This is a genomic window from Roseicella frigidaeris, assembly GCF_003258945.1.
GTDB classification, from domain to species: domain Bacteria; phylum Pseudomonadota; class Alphaproteobacteria; order Acetobacterales; family Acetobacteraceae; genus Paracraurococcus; species Paracraurococcus frigidaeris.
The window spans coordinates 418,899-433,700 of sequence record NZ_QLIX01000001.1 but is presented as its reverse complement, the minus strand read 5'-3'; the positions used below and the strand labels follow the sequence as shown (position 1 = coordinate 433,700).

General features: G+C 75.2%; 13 protein-coding genes and 1 riboswitch. Of the genes, 8 read left to right on the top strand and 5 right to left on the bottom strand.

Annotated elements, in window-relative coordinates; translation table 11 throughout:
* Window positions 1-28 precede the first annotated feature (28 nt).
* The gene (gene hemA / locus DOO78_RS01985; protein WP_111468038.1) at window positions 29-1,255 is read left to right on the top strand and encodes a 5-aminolevulinate synthase; all 1,227 of its coding nucleotides are present in this window, start codon (window positions 29-31) and stop codon (window positions 1,253-1,255) included.
* Between the two features lie 121 nt (window positions 1,256-1,376).
* Here the strand turns inward: hemA and DOO78_RS01980 are convergent, their stop codons facing one another.
* Window positions 1,377-1,811: a hypothetical protein gene (locus DOO78_RS01980; protein ID WP_111468037.1), complete on the bottom strand. Its 435-nt coding sequence runs from the start codon at window positions 1,809-1,811 to the stop codon at window positions 1,377-1,379.
* A 52-nt stretch (window positions 1,812-1,863) separates the two neighbouring features.
* Window positions 1,864-2,865: a LacI family DNA-binding transcriptional regulator gene (locus DOO78_RS01975; RefSeq protein WP_111468036.1), complete on the bottom strand. Its 1,002-nt coding sequence runs from the start codon at window positions 2,863-2,865 to the stop codon at window positions 1,864-1,866.
* 223 nt (window positions 2,866-3,088) lie between these two features.
* On the opposite strand from DOO78_RS01975, the gene ptsP reads away from it, so the two are divergent.
* The 3 genes from ptsP to DOO78_RS01960 are packed head-to-tail and all read left to right on the top strand — an operon-like array spanning window position 3,089 to window position 8,336.
* On the top strand, window positions 3,089-5,629 hold the full coding sequence (gene ptsP, locus DOO78_RS01970) for a phosphoenolpyruvate--protein phosphotransferase (RefSeq protein WP_111468035.1): 2,541 nt from the start codon (window positions 3,089-3,091) through the stop codon (window positions 5,627-5,629).
* Window positions 5,629-6,576: a 1-phosphofructokinase gene (pfkB, locus tag DOO78_RS01965; RefSeq protein ID WP_111468034.1), complete on the top strand. Its 948-nt coding sequence runs from the start codon at window positions 5,629-5,631 to the stop codon at window positions 6,574-6,576. The genes ptsP and pfkB overlap by 1 nt, the downstream gene beginning before the upstream one ends.
* A 29-nt stretch (window positions 6,577-6,605) precedes the next feature.
* Window positions 6,606-8,336, top strand: a complete 1,731-nt coding sequence (locus DOO78_RS01960) for a PTS fructose transporter subunit IIC (protein WP_111468033.1) — start codon at window positions 6,606-6,608, stop codon at window positions 8,334-8,336.
* 54 nt (window positions 8,337-8,390) lie between these two features.
* Here the strand turns inward: DOO78_RS01960 and crcB are convergent, their stop codons facing one another.
* From crcB to DOO78_RS01945, 3 genes are all read right to left on the bottom strand, one after another.
* The gene (gene crcB / locus DOO78_RS01955) at window positions 8,391-8,819 is read right to left on the bottom strand and encodes a fluoride efflux transporter CrcB (RefSeq protein WP_111468032.1); all 429 of its coding nucleotides are present in this window, start codon (window positions 8,817-8,819) and stop codon (window positions 8,391-8,393) included.
* A 77-nt stretch (window positions 8,820-8,896) separates the two neighbouring features.
* Window positions 8,897-8,974: riboswitch (Fluoride riboswitch) on the bottom strand.
* 49 nt (window positions 8,975-9,023) lie between these two features.
* Entirely contained in the window at window positions 9,024-9,827 is an 804-nt protein-coding gene (locus DOO78_RS01950) for an SDR family NAD(P)-dependent oxidoreductase (RefSeq protein ID WP_111468031.1), read from the bottom strand.
* A 13-nt stretch (window positions 9,828-9,840) separates the two neighbouring features.
* Window positions 9,841-10,920, bottom strand: a complete 1,080-nt coding sequence (locus DOO78_RS01945; protein WP_111468030.1) for a phosphotransferase family protein — start codon at window positions 10,918-10,920, stop codon at window positions 9,841-9,843.
* A 110-nt stretch (window positions 10,921-11,030) separates the two neighbouring features.
* Between DOO78_RS01945 and DOO78_RS01940 the strand changes: the two genes are divergently transcribed.
* The 4 genes from DOO78_RS01940 to cysT all read left to right on the top strand — a co-directional run bounded on the left by DOO78_RS01940 (window position 11,031) and on the right by cysT (window position 14,798).
* Window positions 11,031-11,483: a DUF1810 domain-containing protein gene (locus DOO78_RS01940; RefSeq protein ID WP_111468029.1), complete on the top strand. Its 453-nt coding sequence runs from the start codon at window positions 11,031-11,033 to the stop codon at window positions 11,481-11,483.
* A 127-nt stretch (window positions 11,484-11,610) separates the two neighbouring features.
* Window positions 11,611-12,735: a molybdenum ABC transporter ATP-binding protein gene (gene modC, locus DOO78_RS01935; RefSeq protein WP_111468028.1), complete on the top strand. Its 1,125-nt coding sequence runs from the start codon at window positions 11,611-11,613 to the stop codon at window positions 12,733-12,735.
* Between the two features lie 172 nt (window positions 12,736-12,907).
* The gene (locus DOO78_RS01930) at window positions 12,908-13,933 is read left to right on the top strand and encodes a sulfate ABC transporter substrate-binding protein (protein WP_111468027.1); all 1,026 of its coding nucleotides are present in this window, start codon (window positions 12,908-12,910) and stop codon (window positions 13,931-13,933) included.
* A 10-nt stretch (window positions 13,934-13,943) separates the two neighbouring features.
* Window positions 13,944-14,798, top strand: a complete 855-nt coding sequence (gene cysT / locus DOO78_RS01925) for a sulfate ABC transporter permease subunit CysT (protein WP_111468026.1) — start codon at window positions 13,944-13,946, stop codon at window positions 14,796-14,798.
* Window positions 14,799-14,802: the final 4 nt, after the last annotated feature.

Genomic DNA, 14,802 nt, shown 5'->3' with positions numbered 1-14,802 from the left:
CTGGCGGAGTGCTACACACCGCCCTGCCATGCAGACCCGTGCCGCCCTCCTTGCCCATTGCCGCGACAGGCTCGGCGCCATGCGCCGGGAAGGCCGCTACCGCGAATTCGCGCAGCTCGAGAAGCTCGCCGGCCGCTTCCCGGTCTATCGCTGGCACAGCGCGGCCGGGCCGCGCGAGGTGACGGTGTGGTCCTCCAACGACTATCTCGGCATGGGCAACCACCCGGCGGTGCTGGAGGCGGCGGGCCGCGCCGTCGCCGAGCATGGCGCCGGCGCCGGCGGCACCCGCAACATCTCCGGCACCTCGCCGCTGCACGCGGCGCTGGAGGCGGAACTGGCTGCGCTGCACGGCAAGTCCGGCGCCCTGCTCTTCGGCTCCGGCTACATCGCCAACGATGCCGCGATCTCGGCGGTGCTGGAGGCCCTGCCCGGCTTCTGGGTCTTCTCCGACGCCAAGAACCACGCCTCGATGATCGCCGGCATGCGCCACGCCAAGGGCGCGACCCGCGTCATCTGGCAGCACAACGACCTCGCCGATCTCGAGGCGAAGCTGGCCGCCGCGCCCGCCGGCGTGCCGAAGCTGATCGCCTTCGAGAGCGTCTACTCCATGGATGGCGACATCGCGCCGATCGGCGCCATCTGCGACCTCGCCGAGCGCCACGGCGCCATCACCTATCTCGACGAGGTGCATGCCGTCGGCCTCTACGGCGCCGGCGGCGGCGGCATCTCCGAGCGCGACGGCGTCGCGGCCCGGGTCGACCTCATCGAGGGCACGCTGGCCAAGGGCTTCGGCGTCTTCGGCGGCTATGTCGCGGGCGAGGCGGAGCTGGTCGATTTCATCCGCAGCACCGCCGGCGGGCTGATCTTCACCACCTCCCTGCCGCCCGCGGTCGCCGCGGCGGCGCTGGCCAGCGTCCGTGCCCTGCGGGGCGACGCCGCCCGGCGCGAGGCCCTGGCCGAGCGGGCGGCGGCGCTGAAGGCGGCGCTCGACGCCGCCGGCCTGCCGCGCATCCCGGGGCCGAGCCATATCGTCCCGGTCATGGTGGGCGAGGCGGCGCTCTGCCGCGAGGTAGCGCGCCGGCTGCTCGAGGAGCACGGGCTCTACGCCACGCCGATCAACTACCCGACGGTGCCGCGCGGCACGGAGCGGCTGCGGCTCTGCGCCACACCCTTCCACACCGATGCGATGATCGGCGAGCTGGTCCGCGCCCTGCGGGCGGTGCTGCCGCAGCGCCTGTCGGCCGCCGCCGCATAGCGGACGCGGCAGGGGGCGGGCACCCTCATACCAACGGCCGTTGCTGGCGCCCCATCAACGACCGCCATCGGCGGCGCCCGTTCGGACGCCCGGCCTGCATGAATCCGTCAGGCCGCCGGCATCATTCGGCCTGCATCGCCCCGTCGCGCAGCGTGACGCGGCTGATGGCGCAGGCCTCGACGTCATGCATCTCGATGGCGCGGCCATCCGTCCAGACGGCACGCAGGCCGAAGCGACCGCGGCCGGCGAAGCGCAGCGGCATGCCGGCGCCGGGCGCGAGGGTCGCCGGGGCGAGCTGGTCCGGGCCCCAGCCCGGCGCGCCCATCGGCGCCACATAGACCTGCTCGACCGGCAGGCTGGAGGCATTGGCCAGGCGCACCGCACAGCCACCGCCGCCGCCGCCGCAGGCCGAGAGGAGCGGCAGCAGCAGCCCGAGGAGGAGCAGGGAGAGAGGCGCCCGCCGGGCGCCGCGCCGGCCCGGCCGCGCGGCCGCCGCCACGTGGCCGCAGGCCGGCGCGGCGAATTCCGTGGCCGGAATGCGCCGGGGTTTGGTCATGGGAAAGGCCTTGCCTGTGTTCCGGGCATGGGACAGCGGACGGCGCAGGGGGTCAATCGGCTTCCGGCCCGCCGCGGCGGGCGGTGGAGCCGCGCAGCACGCAACGGCCGCTCAGCATCACCTTGCGGACCGGCGTCCCGGGCAGGCGCAGCCGCTCGAAGAGCAGCGCCATCGCCACCCGCCCGATCTCGGCGAGCGGCTGTTCGACGACCGTCAGGCCGGGCTCCACCAGCCCGGTCCAGTCCTCGTTGTCGAAGCCGGCCAGCGCCAGGTCGGCCGGGATGCGCAGCCCGGCCGCGCGGCTGGCCCGCAGCACGCCCATCAGCAGCAGGGAGTTGCTGACCAGCACCGCCTCCGGCAGCGGCCCCTCCGCCCGCAGCGCGGCGAAGCCCTGCTCGGCCGCCACCACCTGCGGCAGCAGGAAGCGCTCCCGCACCGGCAGCCCGTGCCGCGCCATGGCGGCGCGGTAGCCTTCGGCGCGCTCGATGCCGGTGCCACTGGTCTGCCCGAACAGCCCGGCGATGCGGCGATAGCCCTGGGCGACCAGGTGATCGACCAGCGCGGCGCTGGCCGCCTGGTTGTCGAGCAGCACGCTGTCGAAGCCGCCGGGCGGCCCGGCGCGGTCGATCAGCACCACCGGCACCTCGGGCGGCTGCGTCGCCAGGCGTTCGGCGGTGACGCGGGTCGGCGCCAGGATCATGCCGGTGACCCGCTCCTCCTGCATCAGGCGGAGATAGATCGCCTCCCGCGCCGGGTCCTCGCCGGTGTTGCAGAGGATGACGCGCAGCCCCGCCTGGTAGGCGGCCTCCTCCACCGCCCGGGCGACGCCGGTGAAGAAGGGGTTGCCGATATCGGCGACGACGAGGCCGATGGTGCCGCTCTCCTGCGAGCGCAGGCGGCGGGCGGCGAGGTTCGGCCGGTAGCCGGTGGCGCGCACCGCCTCCAGCACCTGGGCCCGCAGCGCCGCGCTGACCGGCCCCTTGCCGAGGGCGCGCGAGACGGTGGCCGGGGAGACGCCGGCGGCGCGGGCGACATCCTTGATGCTCGCCGTCACGCGGCGCGCCCCCGCGCGTTGCCCCCTGGGACGGGGCGCGGCGGACGGCGGAACCGCTGGTGGAAGGGGCTGAGCTGTGAGATCGGTTTCACCATCTGATCTCTAGATAACCCCAGCCTTTTGCCGGCCTCAAGCCCGTTCCCGCCCAAGGCCAGCGAAATTCTTTGACAAGGTGACTGAGAACGTTTTCATTGACCGCAACAAGCCAGGCAGGAACGTCCCCATGGCCTCAGCCGCCTCCATGCCGATCGCCCGCGAGCTCGTCCGGCTCGATGCCCGGCCGGCCGACAAAGCCGCCGCCATCGCGGAGGCGGGACAGCTCCTCGCCGCCGCCGGCTGCGTCGAGCCCGGCTATGCCGCCAGCATGGCGCGGCGCGAGCAGGCGGCGAACACCTTCCTCGGCCATGGCGTCGCCATCCCGCACGGCCTGGGCGAGGATCGCGGCCTGGTCCGCCGCAACGGCCTCGCCATCCTGCAGATCCGCGACGGCATCGAATGGAATCCCGGCCAGGTGGCGCATCTCGTCATCGGCATCGCCGCCGCCTCGGACGAGCACATCGCCATCCTGCGCCGCCTCACCCGGCTGCTGAACGACCCGGCGGCCCTGCAATCCCTCTTCACCACCGACGATGCCGAGGTGATCATCGCCGCCCTCGGCGCCGAGCCGGCCGCGGCGGCGCCGGCCGCGCCCGCCCAGGACCTCGCCGAGCGCTTCGACTGGGTGGTGGACTACCCGGCCGGCCTGCATGCCCGCCCCGCCACCCGCTGGGTGGAGGCGGCCCGCGCCACCGGCTGCCGGGTGCAGGTGCGGCACGGCGATCAGGCGGCGGAGGCGACGGCGCTGGTCGGGCTGCTGCAGCTCGGCCTCCGGCCCGGCGACCGCATCACCGTCTCGGCCGATGGGCGCGACGCCGCCGCGGCGCTGGCCCGGCTGCGCGCCACCATCACCGGCCTCAGCGCGCAGGAGAAGGCGGATGCGGCGCTGGCCGCGCAGCGCGCCGCGGCGCCGGTGCGGGGCTGGGAGCCGGCGGGGCCGCTGGTCGCCCTCGCCGGCATCGGCGCCAGCCCCGGCCTCGCCATCGGCCGCGTGCATGTGCTGACCCAGGCCGAGGCGGCGATCCCCGACACGCCGCTGCCGCTCGCCGAGGGGGGCGCCCGGCTGGAGGCGGCGATCCGCGCGACGCGGGCCCAGCTCAAGGCGCTGGAGGACGACACCGCCCGCCGCCTCGGCCCCGGCGAGGCCGCCATCTTCCGCGCCCATGCCGGGCTTCTGGAGGACCCCGACCTGATCACCCTCACCTGCCAGCTCATGGTCGAGGGCCATGGCCTCGCCTGGTCCTGGCACCAGGCGGTGGAGCGGGTGGCGGGCAGCCTCGCCGCCCTCGGCAACCCGGTGCTGGCCGGCCGCGCCGCCGATCTGCGCGATGTCGGCCGCCGCGTGCTGGCGCAGATCGACCCGACCCTGGCCGGCGGCTCCCTGGCCTCCCTGCCGGAGGGGCCGGTGATCCTGGTCGCCGAGGACCTGGCGCCTTCCGACACCGCCGGGCTCGACCCGAAGCGGGTGGTCGGCCTGGCGACGGCGGCGGGCGGCCCGACCTCGCACACCGCGATCCTCGCCCGCACCCTCGGCCTGCCGGCCATGGTCGCCGGCACCGCGGCCCTGCTCGACCTGCCCCCCAGCACCGAGGCGGTGCTGGATGGCGGCGCCGGCCGGCTGCACCTCTCCCCCGGCGAGGCCGACCTCGCCGCGGCCCGCGCCTTCCTCGCCGCGCAGGGGGAGCAGCGGGCGCGCGAGGCGGCGCTCCGGGCCGAGCCGGCGGTGACGCGCGACGGCCACCGCATCGAGGTCGCGGCCAACATCAACACGCCCGACCAAGCCGGCTTCGCCCTCGCCCAGGGCGCCGAGGGCGTCGGGCTGATGCGGACCGAGTTCCTCTTCCTCGAGCGCGGCGACACGCCGGACGAGGCGGACCAGCACGCCATCTACCGCGCCATGCTGGCGGCGCTGGAGGGCCGGCCGCTGATCGTCCGCGCCCTCGATATCGGCGGCGACAAGCAGGTGCCGCATCTGCGCCTGCCGGTGGAGGCCAACCCCTTCCTCGGCGTCCGCGGCGCCCGGCTGCTGCTGCGCCGGCCCGACCTGATGGAGCCGCAGCTCCGCGCCCTCTACCGCGCCGCCGCGGCGGGCGGGCCGCTCTCCATCATGTTCCCCATGGTGACCTCGGTGCCGGAGGTGATCGCGTTGCGCGCCGCCTGCGAGCGCATCCGCGCCGAGCTCGGCGCGCCCGCGGTGCCGCTCGGCATCATGGTCGAGGTGCCGGCGGCGGCGGTGCAGGCGGATGCGCTGGCCCGGCATGTCGACTTCTTCTCGGTCGGCACCAACGACCTGACGCAGTACACCCTGGCGATCGACCGGCAGAATCCCGACCTCGCCGCCGAGGCCGACAGCCTGCACCCCGCGGTGCTGCGGCTGATCGGCCAGACGGTGGAGGCGGCGACGCGGCACGGGCGCTGGGTCGGCGTCTGCGGCGGGCTGGCCGGCGAGCCCTTCGGCGCCGCCCTGCTGGCCGGGCTCGGCGTCGCCGAGCTGTCGATGACGCCGCGCGACATCCCGGCGGTGAAGGCAGCGCTGCGGGGCGCGGAGCTCGCCGGGCTGCGCGACCTCGCCGCCCGCGCCCTCGCCTGCGGCACCGCCGAGGAGGTGCGGGCGCTGGAGCCGGCGCTGCGCGCCATGACGCAGCCCGCCGCGCAGGTGGCCGCCTGATGGCCGCGCCCTTCGTCACCCTCTCGCTCAACCCGGCGATCGACCAGACCGTGGTGCTGGACGCGCTGCTGCCGGGCGCGGTGAACCTCGCCCGCGACAGCCTGCGCCATGCCGGCGGCAAGGGCATCAACGTCGCCGCCTGCCTCGCCGACTGGGGCGCCCCGGTCACCGCGACCGGCCTGCTGGGCGAGGCGAACGACGCGCCCTTCCGCGCCCTCTTCGCCGACCGCGGCATCGTGGATCACTGCATCCGCATCCCCGGCGAGACCCGCACCAACATCAAGCTGCTGGACCAGGCGAAGGGCGACACCACCGACATCAACCTCCCCGGCAGCGCGCCCTCGCCGGAGGCGCTCGACCTCGCCCTCGCCGCGCTGCACGCGGCGACCGGGCCGGGCACGACGGCGGTGCTCTCCGGCAGCCTGCCGCCCGGCCTGGCCGCCGAGACCTATGCCGACCTCACCGGCCTGCTGGTCGAGCAGGGCGCCCGCGTGGTGGTCGATGCCAGCGGCGCCGCGCTCTCCGCCGTGCTCGCCGGCCCGGTGATGCCGCAGGCGGTGAAGCCGAACCGGCACGAGCTGGAGGGCTGGGCCGGCCATGCGCTGCCCGACCGCGCGGCCCTGGTGGCCGTCGCCCGCGCGCTCGTCGCCCGCGGCATCGGCCTCGTCACCGTCTCGCTCGGCGCCGAGGGGGCGCTCTTCGTCACCGCTGCGGCGGTGGTGCTGGTCCGCCCGCCGGCGATCGCCGTCGCCAGCAGCGTCGGCGCCGGGGATGCGATGGTGGCCGGCATCGCCGCCGGGCTGGCCGAGGAGCTGCCGCTGCCGGCGCTCGCCTGCCGCGCCACCGCCTTCGCCGCCGCCAAGCTGCAGCGCCCGGGCGCGCAGCTTCCGGGCCGCGCCGCGGTGGAGGCCATCGCCGCCGGGCTGCGGGCCGAGCCGCTCGGCTGACCACTGGCACAGAATCCAGGGAGGAACGGATGTCCGGAGTGATCGCGGTGGTCGAGGCGGGGGACAGCCCGGTCCAGGCCATGCTGGCGGCCGAGGCGCTGCGCCAGGCGGCGCGGCGCGGCGGCCGCGACCTCGCCGTCGAGGTGCGGACGGAACGCGGCGTGCTCTCGCCGCTGCCCGCCAGCCCCGAGGCCGAGGCGCTGCTGCTGGTCGGCGAGGCGGTGGAGCCCCCGGCCGGGCTCGACCGGCTGGGCGTGGTGCGGGCGCGCATCGCGGAGGTGCTGGCCGATGCCGGCGCCGTGCTGGCGCGCGCCCTGCCAGCGGCGCCCGACGCCACGGCCGCGGCACCCGCCGCGCCGGCGGCGGGCCGCCGCATCGTCGCCATCACCTCCTGCCCGACCGGCATCGCCCATACCTTCATGGCCGCCGAGGGGCTGGAGGGGGCGGCGAAGGCGCTCGGCCACGGCATCCGGGTCGAGACCCAGGGCTCGGTCGGGGCGCAGAACGCGCTGACGCCGGCCGAGATCGCCGCCGCCGACCTGGTGCTGATCGCCGCCGACACGCAGGTGGATCTCTCGCGCTTCGCCGGCAAGCAGGTGTTCCTCAGCGGCACCAAGCCGGCGATCAATGACGGCCAGGCGCTGATCGCCCGCGCCTTCGCCGAGGCGAAGCCGCAAGGGGCGGCCGGGGGCGGCGCCGGCGAGGCGGCGGCCAGCGCCGCGCCGGGCAAGAAGCCGCTCAGCGGCCCCTACAAGCACCTGATGACCGGCGTCTCCTACATGCTGCCCTTCACCGTCGCCGGCGGGCTGCTCATCGCCCTCGCCTTCGCCCTCGGCGGCATCTACGTCTATGACGACGCGCATCGCGACACGCTGGGCGGCGCGCTGTTCCAGATCGGCGGCCGCGCCGCCCTGGCGCTGATGGTGCCGGCGCTGGCCGGCTACATCGCCTATTCCATCGCCGACCGGCCGGGCATCGCGCCCGGGATGATCGGCGGCATGATCGCGGCGCAGCTCAATGCCGGCTTCCTCGGCGGCATCGTCGCCGGCTTCGTCGCCGGCTACGCGGTCGCCTGGCTGAACCGCGCGCTCAGGCTGCCGCGGACGCTCGAGGGGCTGAAGCCGGTGCTGATCCTGCCGGTGCTCGGCGCCATGATCACCGGGCTGCTGATGATCTATGTCGCGGGCGGGCCGGTCGCCGCGGCGCTCGGCTGGCTGACCGAGTTCCTGCGCGGCATGCAGGGCAGCGCCGCCATCCTGCTCGGTCTGCTGATCGGCGCGATGATGGCCTTCGACATGGGCGGGCCGGTGAACAAGGCGGCCTATGCCTTCTCGACCGGGCTGCTGGCGAGCTCGGTCTACAGCCCGATGGCGGCCGCCATGGTCGCCGGCATGACCCCGCCGCTCGGCCTGGCGCTGGCCGCCTTCCTGTTCCGCGACCGCTTCAGCCTGGAGGAGCGGGAGGCGGCGCCGGCGGCGGGCGTGCTCGGCCTCGCCTTCATCTCCGAAGGCGCGATCCCCTTCGCCGCCAAGGACCCGTTGCGGGTGATCCCGGCGCTGGTCCTCGGCTCGGCCGTCGCGGGCGCCATCTCCATGGCGGTCGGCGCCGAGCTGCGGGTGCCGCATGGCGGCGTCTTCGTGCTGCCGATCCCGAATGCGGTGACGCATCTCGGCGGCTATGTGGTGGCGCTGCTGGCCGGCACGGTGGTGACGGCCCTGGCGGTGCGGCTGTTCAAGCGGCCGGCCGTGGCGCTGGCCTGACGGCGCGGCCGGGGCGCCACGCAACGGCATCGCGGGCGGAGGGACGGGAACACCTCATTCCTCCTCGATCGCCGCCCGCACGATCGGCGCCGCCCCGCCATTCAGCTGCGCCGCCAACGCATGGCCGAGCGCGACGCCGGCGAGGCAGAGCAGCACCGAGCCGATGATGTTGACCCCCGCCCGCAGCACCGCCCCGCCGCGCAGCAGGTCGAGCGTCTGCAGGCTGAAGGAGGAGAAGGTCGTGTAGCCGCCGCAGAAGCCGATCATGACGAAGAGCCGCAGGTTCTCCGAGACCGGGTAGCGGCCCTGCGCCAGCGTCAGCGTGCCGAAGAAGCCGATGAGGAAGGAGCCGGTGACGTTGATGATGATGGTGCCCCAGGGCAGCTCGCGGCTGATGGGCAGGGCCAGCACCGAGACGGTGTAGCGGGCCAGGGTGCCGATGGCGCCCCCGAGCATGACGATGAGGCAGGTGGCGAAGGACATGCGCGCTCCGTGACATCGGGCGGGCATGGAAAAGCCCGCCGGGCGGCGGGCTGCTGCGGGCGCACCCCTACCGCCTGGTTGCGGTAGGAGTCATCAGCCCGGACGGGGGTGTCCCGCAGGGGGCGGTTTCGGGGAACTCCATCCCCATCGCCTCGGAGGCTATCCTGCGGCGATGGGGGCGGCAAGCAGCCCCCTTGCGGACGCTCAGCCGCGCGGCCAGCCCGGGCTGCCGCGGAAGGGCCGCATGTCCGGATAGCCGGTCACCGCCCAGGCGCCGTCCACCAGCAGGCTGGCGCCGGAGACGTAGCGCGCCTCCTCGCTGGCGAGGAACAGCGCCGGGCCGGCGATGTCCTCGGGCTGCGCCGCGCGGCCCATCGGGATGCGGGCGAGGAAGGCCTCCAGCGCCGCCGGGTTGTCGAAATGCCGCCGGGTCAGCGGCGTCTGCACCAGGCCGGGCAGGACCGCGTTCACCCGCACGCCGTCCGGCGTCATCTCCAGCGCGCCGTTCTTGGTCAACATCTCGACCCCCGCCTTGGCCGAGGCATAGGCGGCGCCGGCATGCATCGGCACATGGGCGTTGAGCGAGGCGATGTTCACGATGGCGCCGCCGCGGCCGAGCATGTGCCGCGCCGCATGCTTCATGCCGAGGAACACGCCCTTCAGGCAGAGATCGACGGTGAAGTCCCAGTCGGCCTCGGACAGGTCGACGATGTAGCCGGGGCGCGAGGCGCCGGCGACGTTGAAGACGCAGTCGAGCGCACCGAAGCGCTCCACGGCGAGCGCCATCAGCGCCGCCACCTCGGCCTCCCGCGTCACGTCGGTGCGCAGCGTGGCGAGGCCCTCCCCCGCCCCGCGCGCAACCTCGTCCAGCCGCTCCTCGCTGACATCGCCGCAGACCACGCGCGCGCCCTCGCGCCGCAGCCCCTGCAGGATGGCGAGGCCGATGCCCGAGGCGCCGCCCGCCACCACCGCCACCTTGCCGGCGAAGCGTCCCTTGCCCTCGCTCATGCTGCCTCCTCCCCTATGCGAATGGCCCACCCTCGATCCAGGCCGCGGCCCGTTCGAGGCATTCGATGGCGGTGCGGTGCAGCGTCTCGCCCGTCTCGCGCGGCGCCTTGCCGGCGAAGGCGCGGGCATGGCTGCCCTCGAGCAGGATGCCGAGCTTGTAGCAGGCCAGCACCGCGTGCCAGCGCAGCGGCGCGAGATCGCGGCCGGTGCGCGCCGCGTAATGCGCGATCATCGCCGGCATGTCGGGCAGGCCGTCATGCGGGGCGATGCGGAAGCCGCCCGGCGGCGGCGCCCCGCCCTCGGGCCATTGCGCCAGCAGCCGGCCGAGATCGAGCAGCGGATCGCCGAGCGTCGCCAGCTCCCAGTCGACGATGGCGGCGAGCGCCGGGCCGTCGGGGGCGAACATCACGTTGCCGATGTGGTAGTCGCCATGCATCAGCCCGGGCCGGAACGCCGCCGGCAGATGTGCATCGAGCCAGGCGCCGACCGCCTCCACGCGCGGCAGCGCCTGCGGCCCCGGCCAGCCGGCATACTGGCGATAGGCTTCGAGCTGCGCCCGCCAGCGGCCGGCCTGGCGGGCGAGGAAGCCCTCCAGCCGGCCGAAATCGCCGAGCCCCACCGCCGCGGGATCGACCGCGGCGAGGCGGGCGATGCCATCGACCAGCGCCAGGCCCATGGCATGCCGCACCGCCGGGTCACCGGCATGCAGGGGCGGCAGGCCGGTGGTGGCGTTGAAGCCGCGCACCACTTCCATGAGGTAGAAGACGCCGCCGAGCACCGCCGGGTCGTCGCAGAGCGCGACCAGCCGCGGATGCGGCACATCGGTCCCGGCCAGCGCCGCCAGCAGCCGCGCCTCGCGGCGCATGGTGCGGTTGCCGTCCAGCACCGGGCTCGGCGGCGATTGCCGCAGCACGAGGTCCCGGCCGCCGCGGCGGAGGCGCAGCATCAGGTTCTGGGTGCCGCCGGGCAGCCGCTCCAGCACCGCGACCGGGCCCGAGCCCAGCCCGGCCGCATCCATCCAGCGGGCCAGCGCCGCCAGATCGATCGGTGCGGCCGCGGTCTCCGCGCCGCTCTGGGCGCCGCCTGGCGGCATCCCGCCTCCTCCCCCTCGGTTGCGTTCCCTTGCCGGCCAGCCTGCGCCGCAACCGGGCCGTGTCAAGCCGCGCGACAAACCGGGCAGGCCGCCCGGGCGTTGCCCCGGGCATGGCAGCCGACCCGTCCGACCCCTTCGACCTCGCGCGCTTCGTCGCCGCCCAGGAGCCGGTGCTCGACCAGGTTCGCGCCGAACTCGCGGCGGGGCGGAAGCAGAGCCACTGGATGTGGTTCGTCTTCCCGCAGCTCCGCGGCCTCGGGCAGAGCGCCATGGCGCGGCATTACGGCCTCGCCGGCCTCGCCGAGGCGGCGGCCTATCTGGCGCATCCCCTGCTCGGGCCGCGGCTGCTGGACTGCACCGGCCTCGTCAACCGCGTCGAGGGCCGGTCGGCGCATGCCGTCTTCGGCAGCCCGGACGACATGAAATTCCGCTCCTGCATGACGCTCTTCGCCGCCGCGCGGCCGGCGGAGCCGGCCTTCGGCGACGCCCTGCGCCGCTACTGCGACGGCCAGCCGGACCCACGGACGCTGGCATTGCTGCGCGAGGACGCGGCGCGCGGCTGACGCCGCGCCGCCTGCGTCATCGACGCCGGCGGCGCCAGGCGGTATTGCCGGCGGGAGACCATGCCCGCCGGACCCCTCGCATGCGCCTTCCCACCCGCCGCCGCGTGACCGGCCCGGATCGCGGCTGATGCTCGAGGTCGCGCTGCGCCATCGCTTCGGACCCCGGCCGCGCCAGGCGGGGGCGGAGCCGGACGGCTTCTCGCTCGACATCGCCTTCGCCGAGCCCACCAGCGGCGTCACCGCGCTCTTCGGCCCCTCGGGCTGCGGCAAGAGCACCGTGCTCGCCGCCGTCGCCGGGCTGCTGCGACCGCAGGAGGGCCGCATCGCGCTGGATGGCGTGGCGCTGCTCGACACGGCGCGGGGCGTCGCGGTGCCGGCCGAGCGGCGGCGCTGCGGCGTCGTCTTCCAGGATGCGCGGCTCTTCCCGCATCTCAGCGTCGAGACCAACCTGCGCTACGGGCTGCGGCGCGCCCCAGCCGGCGCCACCGGCCCCGGCTTCGAGGAGGTGGTGGCGCTGCTCGGCATCGGCCCGCTGCTCGGCCGCCGCCCCGGCCGGCTCTCCGGCGGCGAGCGGCAGCGCGTCGCGCTCGGCCGCGCCCTGCTCGCCCGGCCGCGGCTGCTGCTGATGGACGAGCCGCTCGCCGCCCTCGATGCCGGGCGGCGGGCCGAGGTGCTGCCCTTCCTGGCGCGGCTGCGCCAGGGCGCCGGCCTGCCGATCCTCTACGTCACCCATGCCATGGAGGAGGTGGACGCGCTGGCCGACCGGCTGGTGCTGATGCAGGCGGGGCGGCTGCTGGCCGAGGGCACGGTGGAGGCGCTGTCGCTGCGCACCGACCTGCCGCTCGCGCTGCGCCGCGACGCCGGCGCGCTGCTGCCCTGCCGGGTGCTGGCTCATGCGCCGGAGCGCGGCCTGACGCGGCTCGGCTTCGCGGGGGGCGAGCTGACCCTGCCGCTGCGCGAGGACCCGGTCGGCACGCGGGCGCGGGTGCGCCTCCGGGCGCGCGACGTGGCGGTGGCGACCGAGAAGCCGCAGGGCCTCTCCACCCAGAACCTGCTGCCGGCGACGCTGCTGGCGATCGGCGAGGCGCCCTCGCCGCACGAGGCCTTCCTGCGGCTGCGCGTCGGCGAGGCCGAGCTGCTCTCGCGCGTCACCCGTGACAGCGTGGCCCGGTTGCAGCTCGCCCCGGGGCGGCCGGTCTGGGCGGTGATCAAGGCGGTGACCTTCGACCGCGCCGGGGGTGCCGCGTTGTAGGGTTGCAGCCCCAGGCCGCGGCGCGGGACGATATCCACAATCATGTTCTGTTATTTTGGTTGACCAAACTCCAGATCGAATCGTTAATTCTCGGAGTTTCGGACACATTGCGCGTTTGCAATACGGGGTTTGCCGGGCTGCCGCCCCCGCCCGTTGCCAGGAGACGCCACCCATGCCTGGATCCCGCCTCCCACCGCTTCCCCGCCGCGCCCTGCTGGCGGCCCCCGCCCTGCTCGCCGCCGCGCCCGCCCGGGCGCAGGCGGCGCGCGAGCTGCTGAACGTCTCCTACGACCCGACGCGCGAGCTCTACCGGGACTACAATGCCGGCTTCGCCAAGGCCTGGCAGGCGCGGACCGGGCAGGCGGTGCGGGTGAACACCTCGCATGGCGGCTCCGGCCGGCAGGCGCGCTCGGTGATCGACGGGCTCGCCGCCGATGTCGTCACCCTCGCCCTCGCCTATGACGTCGACGCCATCGCCGAGCGCGGGCTGATCGCCCGCGACTGGATCACCCGGCTGCCGCACAACAGCGCGCCCTACACCAGCACCATCACCTTCCTGGTGCGGCAGGGGAACCCGAAGGGCATCCGCGACTGGGGCGACCTGGTGAAGCCCGGTATCGGCGTCATCACCCCGAACCCGAAGACCTCCGGCGGGGCGCGCTGGAACTACCTCGCGGCCTGGGCCTGGGCGCTGCGGCAGCCGGGCGGCGACGACCGCGCGGCCGAGGAATTCCTCGGCCGGCTCTACCGCAACGTGCCGGTGCTCGACACCGGCGCCCGCGGCTCCACCACCAGCTTCGTCCAGCGCGGCCAGGGCGACGTGCTGCTGGCCTGGGAGAACGAGGCGCATCTGGCCTTGCAGGAATTCGCCGGCGCCAAGGTGGAGATCGTCACCCCCTCGCTCTCCATCCTGGCCGAGCCCTCGGTCGCGGTCGTCGACCGCAATGCCGAGCGCCGCGGCACGCGCGACCTGGCCGAGGCCTATCTGCAGGGCCTCTACGCGCCGGAGGGCCAGGCGCTGGCGGCGAAGCATTTCTACCGGCCGCGCGATGCGGCGCTGCTCGCCGCCCATGCCGCCCTCTTCCCGGCCATGGAGCTGGTGACGGTGGACGGCGCCTTCGGCGGCTGGGGCGAGGCGCAGCGGCGGCATTTCGCCGATGGCGGCGTCTTCGACCAGCTCTACAAGCCAGGCCGATGAGCACCAACCGATGAGCGCCGGCACCCTCCCGCTCCCCACCCGGGGCGTGCGGGTGCGCGCCATCCCGGGCTTCGGCCTCTCCCTCGGCATCACCCTGCTCTGGCTTGGCCTCATCGTCCTGCTGCCGCTGGCGACGCTGCTGGTCCGGCCCTGGGAGCTGGGCCTGGCCGGGGTCTGGGACTCGGTGACGGAGCCGCGGGTGCTGGCGGCGCTGCGGCTCTCCTTCGGCGCGGCGCTGCTCGCGGCCGCCATCGACCTGCCGCTCGGCCTGCTGCTGGCCTGGGCGATCACCCGGCTGCGCTTCCCCGGCCGCGGCCTGCTGGACGCGGCGATCGACCTGCCCTTCGCCCTGCCGACGGCCGTCGCCGGCATCGCGCTGACCGCCCTCCTTGCGCCGAATGGCTGGCTCGGCGCGCTGCTCGCGGCGGCCTTCGGCTGGCGCATCGCCTTCACCCCCTGGGGCATCGTCGCGGCGCTGGTCTTCGTCGGCCTGCCCTTCGTCGCCCGCACCGTCGAACCGGTGCTGCGCGACACGGGCCCGGAGGCGGAGGAGGCGGCGGCAACGCTCGGCGCCAGCCGGCCGCAGACCCTGGCCCGCGTCGTGCTGCCCGCCCTCTGGCCGGCGCTGCTGGCCGGCTTCGCCCTCGCCTTCGCCCGTGCCGTCGGCGAATATGGCAGCGTGATCTTCATCGCCGGCAACATGCCGCTGGTCAGCGAGATCGCGCCGCTGCTGATCGTGGTGCGGCTGGAGCAGTTCGACTATGCCGGGGCGGCGGCGGTCGGGCTGGCCATGCTGCTGCTCGCCTTCCCGGTGCTGCTCGGCCTCAACCTGCTGCAACGCGCGCTGCGCCGGGGCCGGGCATGAGGGG

Coding starts and splice junctions, on each gene's coding strand:
- DOO78_RS01960 (WP_111468033.1), top strand. CDS start 6,606: ATGTCCGGAGTGATCGCGGTGGTCGAGGCGGGGGACAGCCCGGTCCAG.
- DOO78_RS01940 (WP_111468029.1), top strand. CDS start 11,031: ATGGCAGCCGACCCGTCCGACCCCTTCGACCTCGCGCGCTTCGTCGCC.
- cysT (WP_111468026.1), top strand. CDS start 13,944: ATGAGCGCCGGCACCCTCCCGCTCCCCACCCGGGGCGTGCGGGTGCGC.
- hemA (WP_111468038.1), top strand. CDS start 29: ATGCAGACCCGTGCCGCCCTCCTTGCCCATTGCCGCGACAGGCTCGGC.
- modC (WP_111468028.1), top strand. CDS start 11,611: ATGCTCGAGGTCGCGCTGCGCCATCGCTTCGGACCCCGGCCGCGCCAG.
- pfkB (WP_111468034.1), top strand. CDS start 5,629: ATGGCCGCGCCCTTCGTCACCCTCTCGCTCAACCCGGCGATCGACCAG.
- ptsP (WP_111468035.1), top strand. CDS start 3,089: ATGGCCTCAGCCGCCTCCATGCCGATCGCCCGCGAGCTCGTCCGGCTC.
- DOO78_RS01945 (WP_111468030.1), bottom strand. CDS start 10,920: ATGCCGCCAGGCGGCGCCCAGAGCGGCGCGGAGACCGCGGCCGCACCG.
- DOO78_RS01950 (WP_111468031.1), bottom strand. CDS start 9,827: ATGAGCGAGGGCAAGGGACGCTTCGCCGGCAAGGTGGCGGTGGTGGCG.
- DOO78_RS01930 (WP_111468027.1), top strand. CDS start 12,908: ATGCCTGGATCCCGCCTCCCACCGCTTCCCCGCCGCGCCCTGCTGGCG.
- DOO78_RS01980 (WP_111468037.1), bottom strand. CDS start 1,811: ATGACCAAACCCCGGCGCATTCCGGCCACGGAATTCGCCGCGCCGGCC.
- crcB (WP_111468032.1), bottom strand. CDS start 8,819: ATGTCCTTCGCCACCTGCCTCATCGTCATGCTCGGGGGCGCCATCGGC.